This window comes from Rhodococcus sp. IEGM 1351 (assembly GCF_030056875.1).
Classification (GTDB): Bacteria; Actinomycetota; Actinomycetes; order Mycobacteriales; family Mycobacteriaceae; genus Rhodococcus_F; species Rhodococcus_F opacus.
Genome location: NZ_JASHKU010000015.1, coordinates 20,345 through 45,203 on the forward strand (window position 1 = coordinate 20,345; position 24,859 = coordinate 45,203).

Annotated in this window: 21 protein-coding genes and 1 pseudogene; 2 read left to right on the top strand and 20 right to left on the bottom strand. The window is 65.2% G+C overall.

Annotated elements, in window-relative coordinates:
• Positions 1 to 10: 10 nt before the first annotated feature.
• From QM806_RS24795 to QM806_RS24850, 12 genes and pseudogenes are all read right to left on the bottom strand, one after another.
• Positions 11 to 578, bottom strand: a pseudogene (locus tag QM806_RS24795) (IS110 family transposase); the annotation flags it as partial.
• 243 nt (positions 579 to 821) lie between these two features.
• Positions 822 to 2,213 carry a substrate-binding protein gene (locus QM806_RS24800; RefSeq protein ID WP_283293171.1) on the bottom strand — a complete coding sequence of 464 codons (1,392 nt, stop codon included), beginning with the start codon at positions 2,211 to 2,213 and terminating at the stop codon, positions 822 to 824.
• 51 nt (positions 2,214 to 2,264) lie between these two features.
• Entirely contained in the window at positions 2,265 to 2,591 is a 327-nt protein-coding gene (locus QM806_RS24805) for an ArsR/SmtB family transcription factor (RefSeq protein ID WP_283293172.1), read from the bottom strand.
• A 180-nt stretch (positions 2,592 to 2,771) separates the two neighbouring features.
• Positions 2,772 to 3,869 carry an aliphatic aldoxime dehydratase gene (gene oxdA / locus QM806_RS24810; RefSeq protein WP_120661014.1) on the bottom strand — a complete coding sequence of 366 codons (1,098 nt, stop codon included), beginning with the start codon at positions 3,867 to 3,869 and terminating at the stop codon, positions 2,772 to 2,774.
• A 230-nt stretch (positions 3,870 to 4,099) separates the two neighbouring features.
• On the bottom strand, positions 4,100 to 4,888 hold the full coding sequence (locus QM806_RS24815; protein ID WP_120661015.1) for an ABC transporter ATP-binding protein: 789 nt from the start codon (positions 4,886 to 4,888) through the stop codon (positions 4,100 to 4,102).
• Positions 4,885 to 5,919, bottom strand: coding sequence for a FecCD family ABC transporter permease (locus tag QM806_RS24820; protein WP_120661016.1), 1,035 nt, complete (start codon positions 5,917 to 5,919; stop codon positions 4,885 to 4,887). Before QM806_RS24820 ends, QM806_RS24815 begins: the two co-directional genes overlap by 4 nt.
• Positions 5,920 to 5,921: 2 nt before the next feature.
• The gene (locus QM806_RS24825; protein WP_120661017.1) at positions 5,922 to 6,971 is read right to left on the bottom strand and encodes an ABC transporter substrate-binding protein; all 1,050 of its coding nucleotides are present in this window, start codon (positions 6,969 to 6,971) and stop codon (positions 5,922 to 5,924) included.
• Between the two features lie 633 nt (positions 6,972 to 7,604).
• Entirely contained in the window at positions 7,605 to 8,018 is a 414-nt protein-coding gene (locus QM806_RS24830; RefSeq protein WP_120661018.1) for a nitrile hydratase accessory protein, read from the bottom strand.
• The gene (gene nthA / locus QM806_RS24835) at positions 8,015 to 8,626 is read right to left on the bottom strand and encodes a nitrile hydratase subunit alpha (protein WP_120661019.1); all 612 of its coding nucleotides are present in this window, start codon (positions 8,624 to 8,626) and stop codon (positions 8,015 to 8,017) included. Before nthA ends, QM806_RS24830 begins: the two co-directional genes overlap by 4 nt.
• A 2-nt stretch (positions 8,627 to 8,628) precedes the next feature.
• Positions 8,629 to 9,327: a nitrile hydratase subunit beta gene (nthB, locus tag QM806_RS24840; RefSeq protein ID WP_120661020.1), complete on the bottom strand. Its 699-nt coding sequence runs from the start codon at positions 9,325 to 9,327 to the stop codon at positions 8,629 to 8,631.
• A complete protein-coding gene (locus QM806_RS24845; protein ID WP_120661021.1) occupies positions 9,324 to 10,877 on the bottom strand; it encodes an amidase in 1,554 nt (517 codons plus the stop codon). Before QM806_RS24845 ends, nthB begins: the two co-directional genes overlap by 4 nt.
• Before the next feature lie 19 nt (positions 10,878 to 10,896).
• Positions 10,897 to 11,352 (bottom strand): phenylacetaldoxime dehydratase family protein, encoded by a 456-nt coding sequence (locus QM806_RS24850; protein WP_120661022.1) that lies wholly within the window; start codon positions 11,350 to 11,352, stop codon positions 10,897 to 10,899.
• A gap of 545 nt (positions 11,353 to 11,897) precedes the next feature.
• Between QM806_RS24850 and QM806_RS24855 the strand changes: the two genes are divergently transcribed.
• The gene (locus QM806_RS24855; protein WP_259465739.1) at positions 11,898 to 12,812 is read left to right on the top strand and encodes a helix-turn-helix domain-containing protein; all 915 of its coding nucleotides are present in this window, start codon (positions 11,898 to 11,900) and stop codon (positions 12,810 to 12,812) included.
• Positions 12,813 to 13,250: 438 nt separating this feature from the next.
• Positions 13,251 to 14,345 (top strand): HoxN/HupN/NixA family nickel/cobalt transporter, encoded by a 1,095-nt coding sequence (locus QM806_RS24860; protein WP_120661024.1) that lies wholly within the window; start codon positions 13,251 to 13,253, stop codon positions 14,343 to 14,345.
• A 283-nt stretch (positions 14,346 to 14,628) separates the two neighbouring features.
• On the opposite strand, the gene QM806_RS41455 is transcribed toward QM806_RS24860, so the two are convergent.
• From QM806_RS41455 to QM806_RS24890, 8 genes are all read right to left on the bottom strand, one after another.
• Positions 14,629 to 14,943: a Mu transposase domain-containing protein gene (locus QM806_RS41455; protein ID WP_349307608.1), complete on the bottom strand. Its 315-nt coding sequence runs from the start codon at positions 14,941 to 14,943 to the stop codon at positions 14,629 to 14,631.
• A gap of 110 nt (positions 14,944 to 15,053) precedes the next feature.
• On the bottom strand, positions 15,054 to 15,599 hold the full coding sequence (locus tag QM806_RS41460) for a hypothetical protein (RefSeq protein ID WP_147437019.1): 546 nt from the start codon (positions 15,597 to 15,599) through the stop codon (positions 15,054 to 15,056).
• 149 nt (positions 15,600 to 15,748) lie between these two features.
• The gene (locus QM806_RS41465) at positions 15,749 to 15,955 is read right to left on the bottom strand and encodes a hypothetical protein (RefSeq protein WP_167118305.1); all 207 of its coding nucleotides are present in this window, start codon (positions 15,953 to 15,955) and stop codon (positions 15,749 to 15,751) included.
• Positions 15,956 to 16,121: 166 nt separating this feature from the next.
• Positions 16,122 to 16,481, bottom strand: a complete 360-nt coding sequence (locus tag QM806_RS24870) for a Zn-ribbon domain-containing OB-fold protein (protein ID WP_120661026.1) — start codon at positions 16,479 to 16,481, stop codon at positions 16,122 to 16,124.
• A gap of 449 nt (positions 16,482 to 16,930) precedes the next feature.
• The gene (locus QM806_RS24875; RefSeq protein WP_133984288.1) at positions 16,931 to 18,160 is read right to left on the bottom strand and encodes an IS256 family transposase; all 1,230 of its coding nucleotides are present in this window, start codon (positions 18,158 to 18,160) and stop codon (positions 16,931 to 16,933) included.
• Between the two features lie 655 nt (positions 18,161 to 18,815).
• Positions 18,816 to 20,465, bottom strand: coding sequence for an AMP-binding protein (locus tag QM806_RS24880; RefSeq protein ID WP_120661027.1), 1,650 nt, complete (start codon positions 20,463 to 20,465; stop codon positions 18,816 to 18,818).
• A gap of 909 nt (positions 20,466 to 21,374) precedes the next feature.
• Complete coding sequence (locus tag QM806_RS24885; protein ID WP_167118325.1) at positions 21,375 to 22,868, bottom strand: aldehyde dehydrogenase family protein; 1,494 nt, start codon at positions 22,866 to 22,868, stop codon at positions 21,375 to 21,377.
• A gap of 166 nt (positions 22,869 to 23,034) precedes the next feature.
• A complete protein-coding gene (locus QM806_RS24890; protein ID WP_120661030.1) occupies positions 23,035 to 24,729 on the bottom strand; it encodes a sigma-54-dependent Fis family transcriptional regulator in 1,695 nt (564 codons plus the stop codon).
• Positions 24,730 to 24,859 lie beyond the last annotated feature (130 nt).

Consider the following 24,859-nt stretch of genomic DNA (forward strand, 5'->3'; position numbering starts at 1 on the left):
CCGAAGCCGCCTCGTAGTCCGAGTCGAATGCCGCTTGAAGTGCCGGTTGGTCGAAATTTTGTCCGCGCAGCCGTACGTCGTGAGCAGCGGTCCGCGCCGCTCCACCGGAATAGACGAGGCTCTGCCGCAGCAGTAGCTTCGACAACCGATGCCGGCACCGCATCAAGTCCCCCCCGGGCGTCCTCACGGGTACGGACGAGATCGCGGGCCGCTTCTTGTTCCACCGAGGGCACGCTCACTTCGACGATCTCACCCAACTGCAGGAGTCGAGCCAGATGCAGGGCGTCACGGGCATCGGTCTCGATCCGGTCCCCGGCAGGGCGTTGCAGCTTCGACGGGGCCACCACCACGCACTCCACAGCGGCCGCGGTCAGTGCCCGACACAGCCCGAACCCTGTCGGGCCGGCCTCGTACACCACCTTCACCGGGCTCGGGAGCGTTCGTAGCCAGGCAAGGACCTCGCCGTAGTCGGGACTCAGCCGCCTTCTGAACACTTCGCCAGTATCTTCGTCGATCCCGCATGCCACGACCGACAATGCGTGCACATCCAAGCCGACACTCGTACGCTGAACTCTCACCGCGGGCCTCCTGGCCTGCAAATGTGGCTCTACCAGCAGTGATCTTTCACCTGGCAACCCACGAGGCTTTGCAGAACGAGGCCCTCGGCCCCACAACGCAGGCACTCATACCAACTTGTTGAATTGCTGCAGGGAATCGCGGTCTGCAGTCATGATCTCCTAGGCACCGACCGGGATCGCTCGCTTCGTACCTCTCTCTGTCGTCGACGGCCGAGGGAGAATAGTGCGGGTATAAATACGCCTTTAGCCGGCGCGTGGGTGCAGGCGTCCGCCGCGGGACTCCGCCAGCAGGATCGGCCGGTGCATGGTTCTAGGGGAGGCCGTATCGAATTCGGTGTGCGCGAGGAGCTGTCGGCGTATCGAGGCCCGGTCGTCGGGGGAGGCGATCGTTGCGGCGCGAGCGTACGCCAGGATCGCATTGTAGGTCGTTTCCGACAGTGAACTCAGGGGCGGCAGGATCCCTTTTGCACTTGCGCGATAACGCGTCTCGAGGTCGGTGTTGTCCCCGAACCCTTGGAAGTAGCCGAACGCGGCCCATACCCCGTCGGCATCGGAGTTGCCGATGAGTTGTTGGGTGGCCTCATCGAGTACGAGTGCGAATGTGCGAGTGGTGGAACGCAATCCGTGCTGGGAGCATTGCCGTTCGAAGAACACCTCGTCGTGTCCGACAAGTGAGGACAGGATCAACTCGGCACCCGAGCGCCCGATAGTGTCGACGACTCGAGTAAAGTCCGTGGTCCCCAGAATATGGTAGGTCTCGCCGAGGACCGAGCCACCGGCTTCGGCGACCACTCGCCGTGCGGCCCAATGCGCCCCGTATGACCACGAATAGCGCTGTCCCACGAAAAACCAGTTACGGCAACCTGTCTCGGCCATCAAGACAGGCACCCCCGCGCGGACCTGCGCGAGCGGTCGTTCCCCGAGTCGGACGACACCGGGGCTCGGCCGGCCGCCTTCGTTGAGGACCGTGTGGACCAGCATCACGCCCGTACCGTGCAATGCAGATGCGGCAGCGTTGAACGTCGCGGAGGTCACGCACGCGAACACCACGCGGCAACCGCTGCGCATCAACCGCATCGCAGCAGCGGCACCGGTGGCCGAATCGGATGCGTCGTCACCCACGACCAGGTCCACAAGGACCCCACCGATACCGCCGTCGGCGTTGACTTCCTCGATCGCAAGGGTTGCCAGCGACTCGGTTGCCTGGGCGAAGACCGCCGCCGAGCCCGACTTGCTCACGAGCAGTCCGATCCGGTGCCGATCAGCACGCGGCGGTTCCGGTGGTACATACCCGCGCTTGTGCGCGAGCCAAGTCAAGCCATCTTGATCCAGACTCGACTCGACAACGATCCGGGATCCGACTCCGTCAGGAATAAACCGAACCGCGAGTCGCCCGCGCCATGGCTGATGGTGGACAATCAGAACCGAACGATCGCGCTTGACACCGGCGACATGGCCTAACAAGGTGATCGGCGATCCCGCAAGGCCCATCTGTGCTCCGTCGCCGACCGGCAACGAGATCGACATCGCCGCCCCGACCACGAGGTGATCACATTCGAGCTCGAGCAGCTGTCCCGCCTCGAACCTTTCAAAAGCCCTCGCAGGCGGTTCGGGGACGGCGATCTGGGCGGTCACAGAGAAACCGGCCACGTGCTTTCCCACCTGAGATAGAGGTCGCAGGTCGGCTCATGCCCGGCGACGTACGGAGCCGCCGTCCGGATCGACCGCCGGCGACATCGGAGAGTCACTGGTCTTCGCTCCCAGGGCGCGTTCGAGCAGACCACGAAGGAACTGCAGAGCATCGTTGGCCGGCCCCATCGGGTCGATCGAATACAGGCGATGCCGTCCCTGGCGCCGCTCGAGCACGACACCGGATAAGCGCAGCGCTCTCAAATGCGTAGACACCGTGGTGCGTCCCACTGTCGAAATCTGGTCGCTGATGAAGCCGGCGCTGCACTCCCCATGCGAGGCGAGCGTGTCCAAGATCTGACGCCGAACCTGATCGGCCAGCACTGCAAACGCCAACTCTTCGTTTCGCTGAGTAGTCACTGCCCTCTGGACCACGCTTCCCTGCAACCCAAAAGCTAATATGTCAACAGAGGTCAACATATCGTACGTGTTCCGGAAAGCAAAGCCTTGCCGCGGTGTCGACCGTTTACCGCCGATCGACACCGCATCCAGCGTTCCAGCGACTCAGGAGGATGAACGACCGGAGGCGCGTCCAGCGGTCTTAGCCCTTTCAACTGGTTGGGCGTCGCGCAGCATGCCGGTCTGGGGGTGGCAGTTGATGTACTCGTACAGCTGGTCGTGGGCGTCGAACACCGAGACCTCGTGATAGAGCCGAAGTTTTGACAGGCCGGCGGCGACGCGGAAAAAGGTGGTGAAGATGCGCAGGTGGGTGGGATGGGATTCTGCCCAGCGCTCGAGTTTGTCGAGCGAACTCCAGTGGCCGATGTTGTAGCTCAGATCGAGGAAGTTCCCGTCCAGGTCGATGTTGCGCACGAACCTATTGCTGTAGCAGCCTAACGAGTCGCCGTTGTCGCGAAGAAAATCCATGCCCTGCTGCAAAGTTGGGAGAATTTCGTCGAGATACAGGGAACGTTCCTCGGATTCGGCATCCTTCCAATCCTGTCCGGAGCGAATCAGGGCGATGTTGTCGTGGCCCTTGACCACCACGCGGCCACCTGCGGCAGGATCGCCGCTGATCACCCGCAGTTCGCCCGAGGGCTGCATCCAGTCGGTCTGGGAAATCGGGAAACGTTCACGCATTGAACCCCAGTACCCATGTTCGTTGATCTCGCCGCTGGTCCCGTCCATGACGGCACCGACACCGGGGAGGCGGTCCTGGAAGGCGTACAGCGTTTCGAACTGCTCGGCCCGCGGGGCCACGATCTCACGGAAATAGCCAAGGCCCTCGGACAGCCGTTCGTCCGATTGCCACCAGTCGGCCACGGCCGGTCCTTGGAGCCAACGGTTATGGGAAGCAATGTCTTTCCAGTATCCCACGATCATCAGATTCTCGTAGCCCTGATTGTCCGCATGATGGGTCAGGTCGTAGTGCAGTGGGCCGTCGTCCAGATCGAAGCTGGCCACGATCTCGCGCATAGCCGCGAGTGCGGCCGGACGCTGTTCGTCGTCGCGGAACTGCACGCCAAAGTAGGCCATGACTACCTGCTGCAAGCTCTCGTCAGCACGTCCTACCCACATGGGAAATGGAGGTTGGTAGTCGTCGGGCACACGCCGGGTCAACGTCCGTGGGCATGTGAGGTGGCTGCTGATTGCAGATTCCATGAGGACTCCTGATTCATCGAGTTGGGGCTTGCCGAAAACGTTCGGCAACTCGGATAGATCAGAAGCTACCGTCCTGTACGCGTGTGCATTTGACTGCGCGCGACAGATAGTTCGACGATAAGCGACAGTCAACGAGGGAGCCCGTGGGCCCGGCCGCGAGCGCGCCGAGGGAGCGATACCCGAACTACTCAGGTGTTCCGCGTCCCGTTCGACGGGAAGGGGAAACGGCGTCAGCGGAGCGAGAGGTGCCGCGAAGACCGCGGCCGGTACGTGACGGTGGGGTAGCCGGTGACGGGATCGACGGCGACCCCCGCCCGCACCCGGTACACCTGCTCGACGAGGGCCTCGGTGATCACGTCGGCGGGACGGCCCGCGGCGACGATGCGGCCGCCGTCCAGCACCACCACGCGATCGCAGAACATCGCGGCCAGATTGAGATCGTGCAGGGCGATGTAGCTGGTGAGGGGCAATTCGGCGACCAGGGACAGGATGTCGAGCTGATGCTGGATGTCCAGGTGGTTGGTCGGTTCGTCCAGCAGCAGTTCGTCCGGCTCCTGCGCGAGGGCCCGCGCGATCTGGGTGCGCTGCCGTTCACCGCCGGACAGTGTGTGCCACAGGCGGTGCGATCTCGACGTCATGCCGGTGTGCGCGAGGGCGCGCTCGACGGCCGCGGCGTCCGCCGACTCGTCGCCGCCGAACACTCTGCGGTGGGGGATGCGGCCGAGCCGGACCACGTCGAGGACGGTGATGTCGACCTCGGTGTCGGAATGCTGGTCGACCATCGCCACCCGGCGGGCGATCAGCCGTCGCCGGAGGTGCCTGATGTCGGTGTCGTCGAGGAGGACCCTGCCGGTGTGGGGCTCGCCGATCCCGCTGAGCAGTCGCAGTAGCGAGGACTTGCCCGACCCGTTGGGGCCGAGAAGTCCGACGGTCTCGCCGGCTGCGGGGTCGACGGACACCCCGTCGAGCACGAGGTGTCCGCCGCGGCTCCAGCCGAGGTTCGCGGCGCGCAGCGTCATGGGCTCGTCCTCATGCGGAAGAGAATGACGGCGAAGGCCGGGACGCCGATGAGGGCGGTGACGACGCCGACCGGAACTTCCTGGGGCGCGAACACCGTGCGGGCGATCGCGTCCACCCACACCATGAAGATCGAGCCGACGACGGCGGTGGTGGGCAGCAGTCGGCTGTGCCTGGGGCCGACGAGGAACCGTGCGGCGTGCGGCAGGACCAGCCCCACGAACCCGATCGCGCCTGCCGCGCTGACGAGCGCCGCCGTGACGAGCGCCGTCACGGTGAGCAGCAGCAGGCGGACCCACCGCACGGACACTCCGAGTGAGGCGGCCGCGGTGTTCCCGAACGTGAAGGCCTCCAGCGCCGAGGACGTGAGGAGACAGACGCCGATGCCGATCGCGGTGACGGCCCCGCAGAGCGCCACGTCCGCCCAGTCGACCCCGGACAGCGAACCGAGCAGCCAGAACAGCACCCCGCGGGTCTGTTCGGCGTCGGCGGACGAGATCACGATGAACGACGTCAACGCGGAGAAGAGTTGCGTGCCCGCCACTCCCGCGAGCACCACCCGCGACGTGCCGCCGCCTGCACCGGTCGCCAGCAGCATCACCAGGGCAAACGAGATCACCGCCCCCGCGAAGGCACCCGCCGACAACGACACCGCCCCGGCGCCGAGACCGAGGACGACGACGAGCACCGCCCCGGTGGACGCGCCCGACGAGATGCCGAGCACGAACGGGTCGGCGAGAGGATTGCGCAGCAGCGACTGCATGATCGCTCCGCACAACGCCAGCCCCGCGCCGCACACCGCCGCGAGGAGGGTCCGCGGCAGGCGCAACTCCCACACGATGCCGTCCTTGATCCTGCTCACCCCCGAACTGCCCAGACCGAAGTGCTCGAGGACCACCGCGTACACGTCGCCCACCGACAGGCTCGCCGGGCCGAGGGTGATGACGACCGCGATCGACGCCGCGAGCACCAGAACACCGCCGAGGAGGAGCGCGACGAGCAGCGGCCTGGAGTCGAACCGTGTTGCCGCCAAAGTCAGTTCGCCAGTCCCCACTGTTTCAGTGCGGCCGCCGTCTTCTCCACACCGTCGACGGTGCGGATCGACGGATTCATGTCGGCACCGTTCACGACGATGTACCGCTTGTCCCGGACTGCGGTGAGCCGCTGTGTCACCGGGTTCGACTCGAGGAACGCGATCTTGCTGTCGAGAGCGTCGCCGTCGATGCTCCGGCGGCTGAGGTCGGCCAGGACGAGGGCGGTGGGGTCACGGTCGAGCACGCTCTCCCAACTCACCTGCGGCCACTCGTTTGTGGTGTCGGAGAACATGTTCTGCGCTCCCACCGAGTTGGTGATGATGCCCGAGGATCCGCAGCAGCCCGCCATGTACGGGGTCTCGGTGTCGGCGAACCAGTACGCCAGCGACACCCCGGAGGCCTCGACCTCACGCGAGGCGGCGTCGAACCGCTGCCGCAATTCCGCGACGAACTGCTCACCGCGGTCGCGGACGTCGAAGATGGCGGCGAGTTCGCGGATCTCCTCGTAGACCGTGTCGATGCGCAGCGGCTCGGTCCGCGCCCCGTCGGCGTTGACGCTCTCGTCCGCCTTGCCTTCGCAATCGGTCGGCGACAGGTAGCTGGGGACACCCAGTCGGTCGAACTGGTCGCGATCGGCCACACCGCCCGGCCCGAGGGTGCCGCCGAACGACGCCGTCACGAAATCGGGTTCGGTATCGAGTACCACCTCGAACGACGGCTTGTTGTCGGCGAGCCGCGGAACCTTCGCGTTGTCGGCGGCCAGGTTGTCGCGGACGGGGTCGGTCCAGGTGGCGGTTCCCACCAGGCGGTCCGCCAGACCGAGGGACAGCAGGATCTCGGTGGAGCCCTGATTGAGCGACACCGCCCGCCGGGGCTGGGCGTCCACGGTGACCGTGTGCCCGCAGTTCTCCACGGTCATCGGGTAGCCGGGGGAATTCGAGGCGGCGGTCTCCTCGGTGGCGGGGGAGTCGCCGGCCGACGAGCAACCGGAGACGAGCAGCACGGACGCCGCGGAGAGAACGGCAGCAGTCTGCCGGAACGAGATGCGCATGGCGCGAGAACTCCTTCATCAGGGCCCAGTGGGGTGGGTCGCCAGGCCCGGAGGGCACGCGTTGCGGTGCAGCGGGAAGTCCGCCGAGTGGATCAGACCCACAGTTGGTCATCAAACTCGAGCGATTCGCCAAGCCTGCGTCCGCGGGGTCCACGGTACGGCCGTCGATGGTGATTGATTCGATGCTTCTGACGGGACGGGGTATTGATCCTGGGCTATCTGTACGAGGTCGCTCTGCCGGCGTGATCCTCGGCGTACCAGCTGTCGTGGTGGTGTGTATCCGCCGACGGTGCGACCAGGTCCGATGACCGCATTTCCGCCCGTGCCGCGGCGATTCTGCTGACAATCCCCTTCAAATCGGCCGGCAAGCGGTGGGGCGCAGTAGAAGACCGCGAAGAGCGACGACAGCGTGTTGCAACAAAGCGGCATGTCAGATCTCCGCATCGGGCCCCAGACGGATAAATCCGACCATGGCGATGGACCGCGAAAATCGCCACCAGTGGGATGGAAAGTAGTTGCTTGCCAAGAGGAATCGAGAGGCAGGACTGGTTCGAGGCCGGTTCGGCCCGCGCCGATGTTTGATCGGCGCGGGCCGAACCGTGATTGTCGAGGCTGCTCGACCGGCAGTGTGGGTTAGCTGGTCAGCGCGGGTGCAATCGCGACCGGTTCCCGGTGTGCCTCGTGGTGGTTGGCGTTGCGAGGTGTGGCCAGTACTGTTCTCGTCCGTTCATCGAGAGCGTTGTCCGAGAGTGCACCTTTGTCAGCGAGCACGGCCTCGAGCGCTACGAGCCAGTGTTCGTAGTAGCTCCACGGTTCGGAACCTCGGCCGTTTTCCCATCGCCTGATCGACTCGACCAGCGAGAGCTGGAATTCGGACCAGGCGTAGTGCCCATTGTCGTAGGCAGCCACGGCCATCGCGAAGGCCCGCAACTCCCAGGGCTGCTCGAACGGCTGATCACCCGCGTCGGGCAGACCACAGACCAGGTCCTCGATGCGGCGCCGAGCCGCGTCGAGTTCAGCGGTGTCCTGGTGTAGCGGGGCGCTCATGAGGCTGGGGCGGCGACGGGGCCGACGCCGATCATCGAGTCCCGGGTCACCAATGCCGCGAGCTGCTCGACACTCAGTCCGTCGGTGCCGGCCGGGCGCTGCGGCAGCACCCAGTACCGAAGCTCCGAGCTCGAGTCCCACACCCGGATCTCCACCGAGTCCGGCACCGTGAATCCGAAGTCCTCGGCGAGGAGCTTGCGGGGCTCGCGCACGATGCGCGCCCGGAATGGCGGTGCCTTGTACCAGTTGGGCGGCAGGCCGAGTACCGGCCACGGGTAGCAGGAGCAGAGGGTGCACACGATCACGTTGTGCACGGTGTCGGTGTTCTCGACGACGGTCATGTCCTCGCCCTGCAGGCCACCGATGCCCAGTTCGCTGCAGGCAGCGGTGGCGTCGGCGAGAAGGCGGGACTTGAACTCGGGGTCGGACCATGCCCGTGCCACGACCTTGGCGCCGAGTTGCGGCCCGACCTCGTTCTCGTAGACCTCGGCCAGCCGGTCCACCGCGGCGGTGGTCAGGACGCCCTTCTCGATCAGCACCGCTTCGAGGGCCTTGACCCGGGCGGTGATCTCCTCCTGCGTGCGCAGACGGGTGTCGGTTGCGGCCATGTTCACTCCTTGGTTTCGGTGGTGACGAGGGTCAGGTATGGCTCCCAGACATCGAAGTAGACGACGCTGTTGGGATCACCGGTCTCCTCGCCCCACAGTTCACGGGCGGTAAAGCGCACGGTGTAGAGGTGTTCGGGGGCGTCGGGGCCGCCGTTGCCGGCGCTGTCGGGATAGATGAAGGTGCCGTGCGCGCCGGTGATCACACCGGTGCGGCCACGGACGTAGCGGGCCCGGCGGGTGTGGCCCGTCGGGCTGTCGGCGGCGACGGTGACGGTGTCACCGACCGAGAACACCGCGACCTTGTCCGATTCCCGGGCGGCCGGTGCCCCGCCGGTGACGGCGGCGTCGACGAACGCGAGCAGCTCGGGGTCCTCCCGCTGCGGCAGGGGGGCGTCCGGGTTGTCCAGGTAGAACTGGGTCAGCCGGTCGAGTTCGGCCGGGTCGATGACGCCGGCCTTCTCCCCGGAGTGCTCGGCGACGTGCGCCCAGTGCTCGTAGTAGTTGGACAGCAGGTACTCGGCCGGGTCCATCTGCTCGATGCCGTGCCGGAAACTGTCGATGTTGAACAGTCCGGCACGGAAGCAGCTGGCGAACAGGGAGAACGCGATCTTCTCCCATTCGGCGCGGAAGACCGGTTCGTCGTCCTCTGTCACCACCGGGCCGAGCCCGTCCGTGCCCCCGAGGTCGAATACTCCGTTCATGCGAAACTCCTTGCGGTCGCGGCGGCCGGTGGCGCGGGGAACGCGCCGACCGCCTGTTCATAGGTGTGTGCCACGCGCAGAACCGTGGCGTCGTCGAATCGCTTGCCGACGATCATCAGGCCGGTTGGCAGGCCGCCGACCAGGCCGGCAGGGACCGAGCACGCCGGGTGCCCGGTGACGTCGAAGGGGGCGGTGTTGCCCACCATCGACAGCGCAACGTGCAGGTAGTCGCCCAGACTGGCATCGGCCGGGGGGATCTGTTGGGCGGTGTAGGGGACGGTGGGCATGACCAGTACGTCGTAGCGGGTCAACGCGGCGTCGTAGGCGGCGCGCAACTCTGGCGCGAGTTGGCGGGCCATGGCGTAGTACTTGCCGCCGCCGACCTCGAAGGTGTACCGGCCCGACAACCCGACCAACTTGACGGTCTTGGACAGCTCGTGGCCGCGGTCGAGGCGCTGGGCGGCGAAGTGCGCGACCAATTCCGGGTCGTAGAAGCCGTCGGTGTTCATCCCGTAGGCGTTGCCGTCGAGCATCTGGTACGCGGCGCCCTCGGTGGCGATCACGTTCCACACGTGCATGGCGTCGAGATGCCAGGGAATCGACACCTCCTCTGCCGCGAGTCCGGCGCCGCACAGGACATCGACCGCCGCCCGCACGGCCGCGTCGACGTCCGGATCGGACCCAGGTGTGCCGAAGCCTTCGGTCACGACACCGACCCGCAGCCCGGCGGCCGGGTCGGCGATCGCGGACACGTAGTCCACGGCCTCGATCACGGTGGGCTGTCGGGGGTCGGCCCCGTCGGGGCCGGCCAACACACCCAGCATGAGGGCCGCATCGGCAACGGTGCGGGTGATCGGGCCGAGATGATCGATGGTTCGCTCGATGGGGAACGCTCCGGTGTAGGGCACCAGCCCATGTGTCGGCTTGTGCCCGACGATGCCGCAGAACGCCGCAGGGATCCGGATGGAGCCGCCCTGATCGCCACCGACCGCCAGATCGACTTCGCCGCTGGCGACGAGTGCTCCACTGCCGCTGGAGGACCCGCCGGCATTGCGTGTGGGGTCCCACGGGTTACGGACCGGCCCCGGCTGCGACGTGAAGCTCGCCCCGGAGAAACACAGGTCCTCACACACGGACTTGCCGGCGATCGTCGCTCCGGCATCGAGCAGACGGTGCACCACTGTCGCGTCGTGGCGAGGGACGAAACCCTCCACCGTCCTCGATCCGTTCATCATCGGCACGCCGGCGACGGCGACGTTGTCCTTGACCGCCACCGTCTTGCCGGTCAGCGGGCCTTCCGATGCGCCGGTAAGCACGGTGGTGACGTACCAGGCGCCGAGTTGGTTGCGCTCCGGGGTGGGCGGGACCCACTCTCGCTGCGGCGTCGTCGGGGCGGAACGCCGGTAGAGGCGCTCGACGGCGGTCGAGGCATCGAGGGAGGCCTCGACCGCAGGGGCGAATTCCTCGAGATCCACAGCGGACAGGCCGAACCGGAAATGCTGGTCCAGCGCGGCCAGGCGTGCGGAGTCAGGTGGGGGCAATGTAGACATGAACCGGTGTCTCCTTCGGTTAGACCGCGGCGCCCACGGGGACGTGGTCGAGGATGGTCAAGAACCCAGTGCGGTTGTGGCAGTTGATGTACTCGGCGGTGGCCCGGTCCCGGGGAATCACCGCCGTCTCGCGGTAATAGCCGACCGGCCCGGTCGACAGCCGCGACGCCCAGAATATTTCGACGCTCTCCTGTGCCGCCCACCGGTGATAGTCGTCCGGACAGAACCAGTACGCCTTCAGCGTGGCGTTGGCGTATCCGGAGGTATCGATGAAGTGGCCTCGCTGGAAAACCGTGGGCCGCGGATCGTTGTCGAACAGTCCCACCATGTCGTCGATCGCCGCGTTCGCCTGTTCCAGATTCGCTGCCTGCACCCCGAAGTGGGCGAACAGCACCTCCGTCACGTCCTCAGGAAAGGTGGTCGACCACCTATCGAACCGTGGTGCGTTGTCGATGATGCGGATTTCACGTGGCATCGCTGCGCAACCTCCAGCACAGATCGTCAATCAGTCCAGGAGGTCCCCTGAACCATCCGGGGATTCCGGCGTACTCGAACGGTAGGCGCTTGTGCGGCGAGATGTTTGACGCTCAGCGACAGCTTCCTTTGCACTCTGCGACACCGCTATCGCACGGTCGGAGCCATCACTTGATGTGCCAGAAGAACAGCGGGTGTGAGGCGTGAGGACAATCGCAGTCGACCCCCGTCACAGGCCCCGCGCAGAGCGCCGCAGATTGTGTGTCCCCGGTTCCCGCCGAGTCCGGTCCGCGTGAGTCCGGTTAGCCCACCACGGGTTGAATCGTGTTTCGCCCACGTAAATAAGTCAGCGTGCATTGACATGTTGTTTCCGCCCTCCTAGCGTGGGGTTCACACGAGGAGAAGGAGCTGTTCATGTCAATGTTGCCGCCGTCTGATGGCGACCTCGTGGACAGTACCTGTCCGGATCGGCGTTCTGCGGAAAAGTCCGCGCTGGTGCCTTTCCCTCCGCCGGCGGCGTCGACACCTCGCCGTCGCCGCGAGGTAGTGCGAACCACCGCGCTCGACACCTGGATCGACACGATCCGCGACACGTTCGTGGCACTGGACGTCGCCGCCGAACCCACGCACTTCACCGGTACGGTGCATACCCGTCAATTCGCGCATCTGATGGCGGCCGACGTCACAGCCACATCCCAGACCTTCCGCAGAACGCCGAGGCTCACCAACCTCCACCCACGCGAGTTGATGCAGATCGGCATGGTGGTCGCCGGTGAGGGGCAACTCATCCAGGACGGACGCACCTGCACCCTCGGCCCCGGAGACTTTGCCCTCTACGAGAGTTCGCGACCGTTCACCTGGAACCTGCATCCGGAATGGCACCTGCGCGTGTTTACTTGGCCGCGCGCGGCGGTGTCGCTCACCGAAAGCCAGTCGCAGGAGTTGACAGCACGAACCGTCAGGTCCACATCGCCTGTGGGACAGCTACTGTCGCCGATGCTGTCGAGCCTCCTGGCTGCAGACGGGGAGGTGTCCTCCGGGGGAGCGATCGGACTCGCCGGGGGCCTGGCGGACCTCGCCATCACAGCGGCGCAGGAAGAATGTTGTCAGCCCGAGGACCCGGATGCTGGGGTGCGGGACCTGTACGTGAACATGGTGCGGTATATCGGACAGCACCTCGACGACCCGGATCTGTCCCCGACCAACATCGCCCAGGCGTTCTTCGTCTCCACCAGAACCGTGCACCGAGTGTTCGCGCGCTTCGACGCAACCGCGGCCGCCACGATTCGTGAACACCGACTCGAGGCCTGCCGTCAGGCGATGGTGGCCCCACGCAACACCCCCCGATCCTTGACCGACATCGCAACCCAGTTCGGATTTGCCGATCTGTCAGTCTTCAGCAGAGCCTTCACGGCGACTTACGGCACCAGTCCGAGCCGGTACCGCGAACAACACCGATGATCGAGGACCGATAGTCGATACGCCGAGCGTCGGCACGTCAGCAGTGCCACCGGCGCTCCTGATGAGCGCTGCACGTTGACGACCTCGACGCTCGCAGATCGAGACCTGGGCGATCCGTACACGGTTCGCGGACCACGACACGTGGTGCCGGACGGCGGCCGTCCCGGTCTCTGACCACCCGTGAATCGGACGATGGCACGGAAAGCAAAAGTGACTGTCACTGAGGGTCAAGCGCTACCCATCGACGGCTCCTATCCTTCGAAGACGACCGAAGATCGAAATGGTTCATCGTCTGCGTGAATCACCTGCCGATACACAGTAGTTCGAAGCGCCACAACATATCCGACCGACGGAGCGATTCAGGCTGAACAGCACGCCCGACAGCTGTTTCCACCCCTCGAGGCCAGCGAACTATCGCTGTAGACACAAAGGACAACCATGGCGTCCGTAGCCCACTCGTTCACCACCCGATGGACCAGCGCCGAGCGATCGCGCCTCGCCGCAATCGTCGCGGCCATCGCCGCCTTGCACGTCCTCGGGTGGAGTCTCTACCTGTGGCAGAGCGAAAATCTCGCGGCCGCCAGTGGCTTCGCTGGAGCGGGGACCCTCGCCTACATCCTCGGCATGCGTCATGCCTTCGACGCCGACCACATCGCCGCCATCGACGACACCACACGGCTGATGCTCGTGCGCGGACGACGGCCGGTCGGTGTCGGTTTCTTCTTCGCGATGGGCCACAGCGCCGTCGTGCTGGTACTCGCCGTTCTCGTCGCCTTCGCCGGCGCCAACCTCAGCGACACCAGCCTGGACGGGATACGCGGTGTCGGCGGCACCATATCAATCCTGGTCGCGATCGGCTTCATCGCCCTCGTCGCCGCGCTCAACGCCGTCGTGTTGACCGGGCTGACCCGACTGTGGCGCCAATATCGCGTCGGCACTCTCCGCGCCGAACAGATCGACCTGCAACTGCTGAACCGAGGGCTGGTCAACCGCGTTCTCGGCTCGCGCGCCCGCAACCTGATCAAGTCTTCCTGGCACATGGCGCCACTCGGCTTCCTCTTCGGTCTCGGTCTCGAGACTGCCAGCGAAGTCACCTTGCTGGCGCTGTCGGCGACGACCGCGGTCAACGGCGGTATGTCGTTTGCCGCTGTCCTGACCCTGCCGCTGCTGTTCGCGGCCGGCATGTCGATGATGGACACAGCCGATAGTCTGCTCATGACTCGGGCGTATTCATGGGCCTACCGCAGCCCTGGTCGCCGCCTGTATTACAACCTGGCGACCACCGCGATGACCGTGGTTATCGGACTGTTCGTGGCATCGGTCTACCTTGCCGGAGCACTCACCGACCACTTCGGAGTAACCACCGGCTGGATCGGCTGGTACGGCGCCCTCGCCGATCACTTCGAACTGTTCGGATACGTCATCGTCGGACTCTTCGTTGCATCCTGGCTCGGCGCGATGCTGCTCTGGAAGCTGCACTACCACAAAGCCGAGGCCGAGCGCGCTCCCGATACAGCCATGTCAGCCTTCTGACCAACAGAGTGCAGGACCACCACGAGGTGCCGCTGACCGCACGATGACCACCCATCCGGCCAACCACCCGCGGCGCCTGGCGGACAAACCGCAAAGGAAGGAATCGACCGCAAAACTAGTTCTAGGACAGCGAGTTCCCCGGCCCCGCGGTCCTTCTCCCTATTCGGAGTTAACCACCCGCCGGGACATCTTGGCGTTAGCCGGGGCGCGCCTCGTCGAGTACCGTGAACTGCTTCGGCAGGCGATCGACCACCAATGGCAAATGCCGAGCTCGCGAGGACCTCTATCCCACCGGCGCGGCTGTTGCCTTTCGGTACGTAGATCCCGAGGCGCGGACTTGCCCGGCGCAGGTGTCAGCGAGCCGGTACCAGTTAGGCATCGCATATCCGACCTTCTCGGTGGGCAGATCCTCTGGGTCGGTGCGGCGCCCACCGGCGGGCTGGCGCGGATGCACCTTCACCAGGTTTCCGCGGGCGTAGAACTTCACCAGCGCACTGTCCGCCCGCACCTCGAGCACACTGCCGATCCACTGTCCCGGTATCGAATACAGCGCTCTGGCCACCTCGGCATGACAGTTGCGGTGCACCTTGACCTGCATGAAGATCGGCACGTCGTAGACCGGCGAACCGGCAGCAGCGGCGGCTCGTCCTCTCGTCGAACACCTCGAGCGGGCGGATGGCGGCCGCGGGCGTGGGTCCGCCTCCCGGGCTATGTCGCGGCACCGTGCTTCGGCACCGTGCTTCGGCACGCTGTTTCGCCTCGCCTAGATTTGCGAAGTCCACACCGGCCCAGTAGTTTCTGCGCATATCGAACTACCCTTTCGGTCCAGGGCTGATCTATTGGGGACCGGATCCGGGCCGGGTCGGTGACGAACTGGGCGTAGTCCAACCAGCCCTGCGACAGCCGTGGGTTGACCGCGTCCGCCTCGGTCACCACCGCCTTCATGTTGTCTTCGGATCGGGACCCTGAAAGCACCTCCGAAGAGGTCCACGCCGCTGCGCAGCCGGCGATCACCGCCGCCAGGGTCTGCGAGTACGTCAGCCACACGAACATGTGCCGCGAGTACACGGCGGTGAAGATCAACGCGTGCACCTTGCGGCACCGCCCGGTGTCCGGATCGGTCAGATAGCCGAGGTAGCCGAAGTCGATCTGGCATTCGCTGCCCGGATCGCCGTCGACGATGCGGACGGGGGTGTCCCTGCGGCCGAAACCGCACCGCTCGGTGGCGAATCGGTGCAACGTCCGATACGGCACCACACAGCCCTGCCGGGCCAGCGGGTTTCGATCTTGGTGATCGTCAGTGGCGGATGGTTCCCGCCGTCGGCGACCCACGCGGTGATCTGTCCTCGATCCGCAGCAGCCGGTCCGGGCGGGCCGGTGTCCGTTCGGGCGCACTGCCTCGATCACCGCACCGCCTCAATCACCGCACCGATCAGCCCGTCGTCGAGGGCCTCGACCCGTCGGTGCGCTGCAAGGCCCGCTGCCTGGGCGGCCTGCACGTAGCGGTGGGCCGTTTTGCGGTCCACCCCGCAGTGCGCCGCGTTGGTGCGAAATCCCGGTGGCGGGACCCGGGCACGCCGAGCCAGATCCGGAGCGCCGGGTGGTCCCATAACTGGCAATCCGAGTGTTCCCATGTGGGTGGCAGGAATCAGGTCGAAACGGTGACATGCTCATGGCAGGCGACAACCTGCGGTGTCCACGCAATCGCCGCACCGAAATGGGGATATCCAGTCCACGCCAGAAAAGTGCCGTCGCCGTCGGCGCTGCGCAGGAGAATCACGGCCCCTGGTAGGTCTGAACAGAGAACAGGGGCAGTCGTTCGACCATTGCCGACGGTTGGAACTCGACGCGTGCCGGCTGCCCGGAATGGGTCGGAACATTCCCGGCGATCCACGAGTACACCCAGGGGCCGTCGTCGAGTGCAACGATCGCGATTGTGCGCGAGACGGGATCGTCCTGGGTTCCGTAACGCTCGCGATGCATCACCTTCGACGACACGATGGAGCCGATGCCGCTGGAGGACACCGATTCGAGATCGACGCCGTGGCACGCCGAACACGTGGCAATCAAGGGCGCCAGCAGTGTGCCACAGGCTCTGCATCGTTGGATCACCAGGGAGCCTTCGCGGGGGTTCATCCTGCCCGCCCTCCGCTGAGGCCGTTGCGCACAGTCCTCATTGGCCCGGTATGGACGGGATCGTCGGGAGGCCAGCTGCCAGAATCCGCCACAGTGTATCGAGACGACGGGTTGTTCGAGCGGGCGTTGAGGGGCGGCGCTGATGCTGTTCTGAAGCGGAGCAGTTTTACCGGATGTGACGCTTCAGACGGCGAAGTTGTCGGACTGGGGAGTGTTCTGGTGGTGGGGGACATCGGACGCCTACATTGCGATGGTGATAGTGGGGTGTCCCGCTGGTGAAGACGTGGCAGGACTGCTCGATCAGCCGATCAGTACGTCATTCGGTCGTCGGTTGTTGCGGCATTCCCCCCGTGGATATGCCGCGGCGCGTGGTGAGATTCAGCTGGCATTCTGCACGAAACGGATAGAGCCCCGTGGGGTGGTGGGCTTTGAGCTCGAATCCTCGGTGCCTACTCGCCACGGTTGATCGCGGCGATGGTCCCAGTATCGCCGCTGGGATCTAGCAACGCCATCGACCCCTCGGAGAGGTAGCGGCGCTCGCCGGACTGCCACTCATCGTGCATGTCGGCCAGGACCGCACCGACGAGTCGGATCACGGCCGCCTCGTTCGGGAAGATGCCCACGACACGGGCTCTGCGCTTGATCTCCTTGTTTACCCGCTCCAACGGATTGGTCGACCAGATCTTCGACCAATGTGCCCGCGGAAATGTGCTGAACGCCAGGACCTCTGCCTTCGCCTGGTCCATCAAGGGACCGATCTTGGGGAACCGGCCAGCCAACTGATCGCGGACCTCGTCCCACGTCGAGGCCGCGGTGGCGGGATCGGGCTGGGCGAAGATCGTGCGAAACACCGCGGCGACCATGTCGGCGTGCGACTTGGGGACATGCGCCAACAGGTTTCGCGCGAAATGCACTCGACACCGCTGGTGCCCCGACCCCTGGAACGAGCGCCGCAAGGCCGCGACCAGGCCGGCATGCTGATCGCTGATGACCAGTCGGACACCGGACAGGCCGCGTTTCTTCAGCGAAGCGAGGAAGCCGCGCCAGAACACCTCGTCCTCACTGTCCCCGACATCGAGGCCGAGGACCTCACGCGCACCCTCGGCGGTGATCCCCGTGGCGACCACGACCGCCATCGATGTCACCTGCGAAGAGGAGTTGCGTACGTGCAGGTAGGTCGCGTCGAGGTAGACGTAAGGAAACGCGGTGTGGTCGAGCGAGCGGGTGCGAAATGCGCCGACGACCTCGTCGAGGCCGGCGCAGATCCGCGACACCTCGGACTTGGAAATTCCCGAATCGATTCCCAGAGCCGCTACGAGGTCGTCCACGCTGCGGGTGGAAACTCCGTGTACGTAGGCCTCCATCACCACCGCGTACAGTGCCTGGTCGATCCGTCGGCGGGGTTCGAGGATCGAGGGGTAGAACGAGCCCTTGCGCAGTTTCGGGATCCGCAATTGGACGTCGCCGGCTTGGGTGGCCACCAGCCGGGACCGGGCTCCGTTGCGTTCGGTCGTGCGGGCCTCGGTGCGTTCATAGCGGCCGGCGCCGATCTGTTCGGTCGCTTCGGTTTCGATCAGTTCTTGCATAACCATCCGGACCGATTCACGGATCAGATTCACTCCATCTCCGGTACGGAATGCGTCGAGTAGCTCGGACAGGGCAGACTGGGACAGGGCCATCGGTGGACCTCTTTCTTCGATGCGTGCTTGGCCGTACACACCGAAGATCCCGCCGATGGCCCTCTCTACGTCGGAGCCGCGCCGCTCAGCCCCAAACCCCACCACTCCACGGGACGCCTACACGAAACGCTTTATCTAAGTGTCCCTTTCGTTTGGTCCCGTTTGAATTGCTGGTGGCTGGAGTGGCTGACGCGTTATAGAGATGGCCGTTCACGTGCCTGAGATCATTGCTTCCACCGGTAGAACGGCCGGCAACACAACGGATCGGCGATGAACTACTCGTTGTGCAGGGGCGGAGCATCGACTCACCTCGAGTTGCCCGCCCATCACGAAACCCGGTCGTCAGTGAGCGGCTCTTCCATCACTGGGTCTGTCCATGACAGGGCCGCATCGTGTGTGGCGTGCGACCACCCTAGGTAGGAGCGGGTGAGCGCTGTTGTGAGAAGGAAGTGGCCCAGTGCCCGCTTACCTACACGGGGCATGAGGATGCGGAGTACTGCGAGGAACGCATATACGAGAAGGGTGGGCAATTTCGGGCCTCGAGTTCGCGGATAATTTCAGCGAGATCCCGAAATGCGGGGGTCTCGTCGTATCGATGTTCAAGTGGTCGGTGGCCGGGCGTGGCGTCAGATCTTCGTGGCTATATCTGTGCGCATCACTGTTTACGGAGTAGGAAACGTTGTACTTTTCCGCTGGGTGTCTTGGGGAGGCTCTGCACGAAGTGCACCCGGCGGGGGTAGGCGTGCGCGGCGAACTTTCGTTTGACGAGCGTCTGCAGATCGGCCTCGAGTTCGTCGCCGCCGACCACTCCATGGCGGAGGACCACGAACGCTTCGAGCACCTCGCCACGAAGCTCGTCGGGCAGTCCCACCACGGCTGCTTCGATGACGTCGTCGTGAAGTACCAGTACGCTTTCGACGTCGAACGGTCCGATTCGGTAGCCGGCCATGATGATGACGTCGTCGTCGCGGGCGGAGAAGAAGTAGTTCCCGTCGGCGTCGACCATCCCCGCGTCACCGGTCAGGTACCAACGCCCATCTTCTGTGTAACGCTGTGCAGTCTTTTCCGGGGCGTCGATGTAGCCGGGGAACCACAGCAGCGGGCTGTTGACGGTGTCTACTACCACGCGTCCCATCGTCCCCGCGGCGGCGAATTCGTCGGTGTCGTCAGCGAGCACCGCACAAACGAAACCCGGCAATGGCTTGCCCATCGAACCGGCCGGCACATCGGTGGCGAGCGCATCGTGCCAGGCGTTGGAGATGAACATGCCGTGTTCGGTTTGCCCGTAATGATCGTGTACCTCGACTCCGAGAGCATGCTTCGACCAGCCCACCACGTCGGGGGTGAGTGGTTCGCCCGCGGAGGACGCGCGCCGCAGACTGATTCCGGCGGGTACCGGCGTCGGGTCGGCGCGAAGGCTGCGGTACACGGTGGGCGCGGCCGCGAAGTTCGTCACGCCGAGTCGTTCGATGATCTGCCAGGTCAGCGGTGCGGAGAAGCCGGCGTGCAGCAGGATGCTGCGCGTTCCGGATGCCAGGGGCGCCAGGATCGCGTAGTACAAGCCGTAGGCCCAGCCGGGGTCGGCGGCGTTCCAGAAGACGTCGTCCGGTCGCGCATCCAGCCCGAACTCCAGGTAGGCGTGGAACGATGCCAGGGCGCGCACCGGGACCGGCACGGCCTTCGGGGTGCCCGTGGTTCCGCTGGTAAACAGTTGCACGAGCAGCCCCCGGCCGCCCACGGCGACGGCGTTGCCTCGGGGGTCGTCCGGGGTGTATCCGGCCAGAAGGTCGTCCAGGCGTAACTGCGCCGGATTCTCGGTGCTGTCGGCAGCGATCACCAACCATGGTGCGTCGGCCGGAATGTCCTCGCCGGGTTGGAGTTTGTCGAGCTGGTTGGCGTCGCTGACGACGATCTTCGCGTCGCTCGATTCCAATCGGAACCCGATGGCGGGCGGTGCGAACGCGGTGAACAGAGGAACGTGCACCGCACCTCGGCGCCAGATGCCGAGCAGGACGACCACCAGCTGCGCGGACTTGCTCATCAACGTTGCGACGCGATCGCCCGGCTCGATGCCCAGTTCGGCCAGTGCGGCAGCGAACTGGGCCGACTTCCGCCTCAAGTCACCGTACGTCAGATCAGTTGTCGACAGGTCGCTCTCGACGACGGTGAAGGCCACCGTGTCGTCGGGATGACGGTCACACAGCAGCTCAGCGGCGCACGCCTGAGGCGTGTCGTACTGCGCCAGCAGTTGCCGGATGCGTTCATCGATATCGCTGGAAATGATCTTCTCTCCTTGATAATTCATGCGTTGCGGTCAGGTCCGAGCCCGCTACTTCGGTACTGAGAAGAGCCGGCGCCGTAACCTCGCGGCACCAGGTCGGACTGGGCCACGGCGAGCGCCGTTCCGGGGCCAACCGTGCGTGGACGCAGTTCAGCGCGGCACCTGCGTCCACGCACGTCCCAGGTGAATGTGCAACTCTCGTTCGAGGTCCCGGATACGGGGCAGATCCGCTGGTCCAGGCCCCAGCGCATTCCGAAGCAGTTCGAGATATCTGGGGCGTGTGACTCCGAAGTGTTCGAGCAATTCCGTGGCACTGGAACCGCCGTATGGCGACCACCGTATCGCGAAGTCGATCAGCCAACTGTCCTCGGCTGTCAACGTCTCCGCCTTCAGCAGAATCTCGTATAGCTCGCGGCATCGTGCCAGCGTCCCCGGCCCGAACGCCTCTCCGGTGCGTGAGCGCCGGTGCCGAATGTGTGGCTCTGCTGAGGCAACGCCTGCACGCGGGTTGGTCGGCCCCTGCCACCGGGGCTCCGCCGTATCGGTGGGCACGCTGATCTCATCCGAAACGACGAGGGCGGAAACCGCGGCCGTGGTGTTGTCCATTAGTTTCCTCTCGTCCCACGTTCCCTCCGCAAAGAAGGGAGTCTCGGTAGCTGCGATCGTTCCCCGGGGCGCTACCCCGGAGTGTGTTATCCGTGCAATGACGATTCTTCCAGCGCGCTATCAGCGTGTCTTGACGCACAGCGACAGACGTTTTTGCATCGAGCGACACGTGTGGCTATGAGAACCATGAACTTCCGGCGAACTCCCGACATGCTGCGCAGCCGAGCGTCGAACGGTGGCGCTGCTGCCCCGATCCATCTCCTCGCGTTCGGCTGAGTCCGCCAGGCAGATGCCGTGGTCGAGGACGCGCGGCATCTGCCCGGATGGCTACTTCTTGAGGATCACGGTCTTGGTTTCGGTGTATGCATCGAGGACCGCGGCGCCGTGTTCGCGGCCCCAACCGGACTGCTTGTAACCGCCGAACGGCAGTGCCGGGTCGAGGACGTGGTAGCTGTTGATCCACACGGTGCCGGCCTTGAGTTGTGCGGCGACGTTGTGCGCCTTGGACACATCCGAGGTCCAGACACCGGCGGCGAGCCCGTAGTCGGTGTCGTTCGCGGTGCGGACGATGTCGTCGACCTCGTCGAACGGCGACACGGTGACCACGGGTCCGAAGATCTCCTCCTTGACCACTCGCATGGTCGGTGTGGTGTCGACCAGGACGGTCGGTTCGACGAAGTAGCCGACGTCGCCCTTGCGGCCGCCACCGGTCAATGCGGTGGCCCCCTCCTCCCTGCCGCTGTCGAGGTATCCGAGGACGGTGTCGAGTTGCTTCTGCGACACCAGCGGGCCCATCTGACTTTCGGGATCGAGGCTGTCACCCACCTTCAGGGTGGACGCGATCTTGGCGACCCCTTCGACGACTCGGTCGTAGATTTTCGACTGCACGAACAGCCGGGACCCCGCCTCACAGGCCTCACCCTGATTGAAGAAGATGGCCATAGCTGCCCCCTCGATGGCTGCGTCGACGTCGGCGTCGTCGAAGACGATATTGGGGGATTTGCCGCCGAGTTCGAGGGTCACCCTCTTCAGGTTGCCGCCGGCCGAGGAGATGATCTCGCGTCCCACCGCGGTGGACCCGGTGAAGGAGACCTTGTCGACTCCGGGGTGGGCGGTGAGGGCGGCGCCGACGTTCTTCCCGTCGCCTTGCACAATGTTCACCACACCGTCGGGCACTCCGGCGTCACGAAGCACCTCACCGAGCAAGGCCGCACTGAGCGGGGTCTGCTCGGCAGGCTTGAGAATGACGGTGTTACCGGTGGCGAGCGCGGGACTGAGCTTCCAGGCGGCCAGCAGCAACGGGAAGTTCCAGGCGACGATCGCCGCGACGACACCGACCGGCTCGCGCACGGTGTAGGCGAAGTAGTCGCCGGGCGCTGCCGTGGAGGTGACGGGGATCGTGCTGCCCTCGAGCTTGGTGGGCCAGCCGGCCATGTACCGGAACCAGTCAGCGGACAGCGGCACGTCGACCAGGCGCGCGTAGGTCAGCGGCTTTCCGTTGTCGAGTGCCTCGAGGAGGGCGAACTCTTCGACGCGTTCTTCCAGGAGATCGCCGACCCGCCACAAGATTTTGCTGCGCTGGGCAGGAGTCATACGGCCCCAGGGCCCGTCGAGGGCGCGACGGGCCGCCGCGACCGCACTGTCGACGTCCTCCGCGCCGCCAAATGCAACCTGGGCAAGGGATTCACCGTTGCTCGGGTTGAACGAGGCGAATGTTTCGCCCGACGCTGCCGGAACCTGTTTGCCGTCGATCAGATGCAGGACCGGATTGCTCAGGAAAGCCGAGACCTGGGTCGAGGGTGCAACTGTAGTAATCGTCATTGCGTGCTCCTTGAAGTTGTTCTTGTCCTGATGGATTGAGTCGTGATTGCCGGTATTGCCGGGGTCGGGCGCTTCGCGTCTCCGAGGGCATCTTTTTCCAGGGTCGACGGTCCGGCTGCTCCTAGCTTTGGGTGTGTAGTCGAACGGTAGTTCCGGCAGCGATGCGTCAACTGTGTAAAAAATGGACGGTGTCATCGGTGATTTTCAGCGCGCGTAGCCGGTTGTAGAGGGTGGTGCGGGTGACCCCGAGGGACTGTGCCGCCCGCGTCTTGTTGCCGTCGAAGCGGCGCAGCGCTTCGATGATCGCGTGCCGCTCGGCCTCTTCCCGGCCGGCGAGGGAGGGCACCGGCCGCAAACGATAGGCCGCGGGCAGATCAACGATCTCGATCGCACCGAATGGTCTGTTGGCGAGAGCGTGACGCAGGACCTCACGCAGTTCTGGGATATTTCCCGGCCAGGGTTGGGCCGTCAGCAGGCGGGTCGTTGCGGGAGCCAATCGATGGGTCCGACCCGGCTGAAGAGCGTCGATCACCGACTGTGCCAGCAGCGGAATTTCGGTGCGCCGCTCGCGTAACGGCTTCAGCGCGACAATTCGGCGACAGCGCCGGACCAAGGACTGAACGTGAGCGGGAAGCCACGTCTGCGGATTTCCAGTGAGAACAATCGGCACGCTGTGATGACCGGCGCTGATCGTCCGAGCCAGAAGGTCGACCAGATCCCCGGGCAGGACATGGACATTGTCGATGACAAGTCCGTTTGCGTGCCGGTCTAGCGCGGCCGCAAGCCGCTCGGCCCACGCCGTGGAATCCCCGACGAGGCAGTCGAGTGCGTCGATCACAGTAACCGATGTCCCGTCGAGGAGAGAGCGGGCTACCGTGCTTCTGCCGCTGCCGGGTTCACCTTCGACGTACACGCTGGCGGTCGCTGTGGCCGCCGCTGGCTCGGCGCCCACGAAGTGACCGCGATTCGCAGGCTCTGCACCCGATGCATCTCTCGGTACGGAGCGCGTTCGAAGCCGGAACACTGCGCCGTGCGCTACGTCCTGGAGCCTGTCTATCCGGGCCGTGACCATTGCTCCGGACAACAGGACCACCGACTCGACTGTTGACGCCCCTCGGTGGGCAGTAGAGCGGGCAATCTCGCGCATCGCCTCGAGGTCGAGGTCGAGGTCTTCGACCATCGCCAACGCGGCGGTGCTGGTCAGCATGACGTGGTCATTGAGCGCGACAATGGCCCGCCCGGTCCTGCAGGCCTCTCGGAAGGCCCGGAACAGCCGCGAATCGGCCGGCCGCGACGTGTCGATCAATCGCTGTTCGATGTCATCGACGGCCCGGGCGAGGGTCGGCGGAAACAGGGGGTGGGCATCGTCCGGATGCACCGTGATGTTGAGAACACCCTCGACCCTTCGGGTGAGGGGGTGCAGGATCGGCAGGCCGTAGCAGGTGAAGCCGCTCAGGACGGCCGCAAAGTGCTCGGCGCCGTGCACCCACATCCCGCTTCGAACTTCGGCGGGAGTCCCCAGCCCGTTGGTTCCGACATCGGATTCCTTCCACCTCGAACCTGTCACTGCGCCGGCGCGCTGGAGTGTGCTGTCGATCGTCGGCCGGTCGCACCAGCGTCCGACGATTCGACAGTCCGCATCGGCGAGAAGCAGGCTGTACGTCAGACCCGTCAGGTCACGGGCCACGCCATCGAGCACCGGTACGGCCGCGGTCAACAAACGACTCGACGACTCGAAGTCGCCGATCTGCAGGCGCTCGAGGACCATCTCGTGCGTGAGTCCCGCGAGCTCCGATCGCTTCCACGACGCAGCTATCTCCGGACGCAGCAGCTTGTCGTGGACTCCGGACGAGTCCGTCATGGTTCCTCTCCTTCGTTCGACGTGACATCTCGGCCCACCCGAGATGACGCCGGACCTTCAGGCTGTTTTGTGCCTGCGCTTGTCGTCGAACTGCTGCGGGCGTCTCCCTGTCGGCGTCTGTGCCCGATGT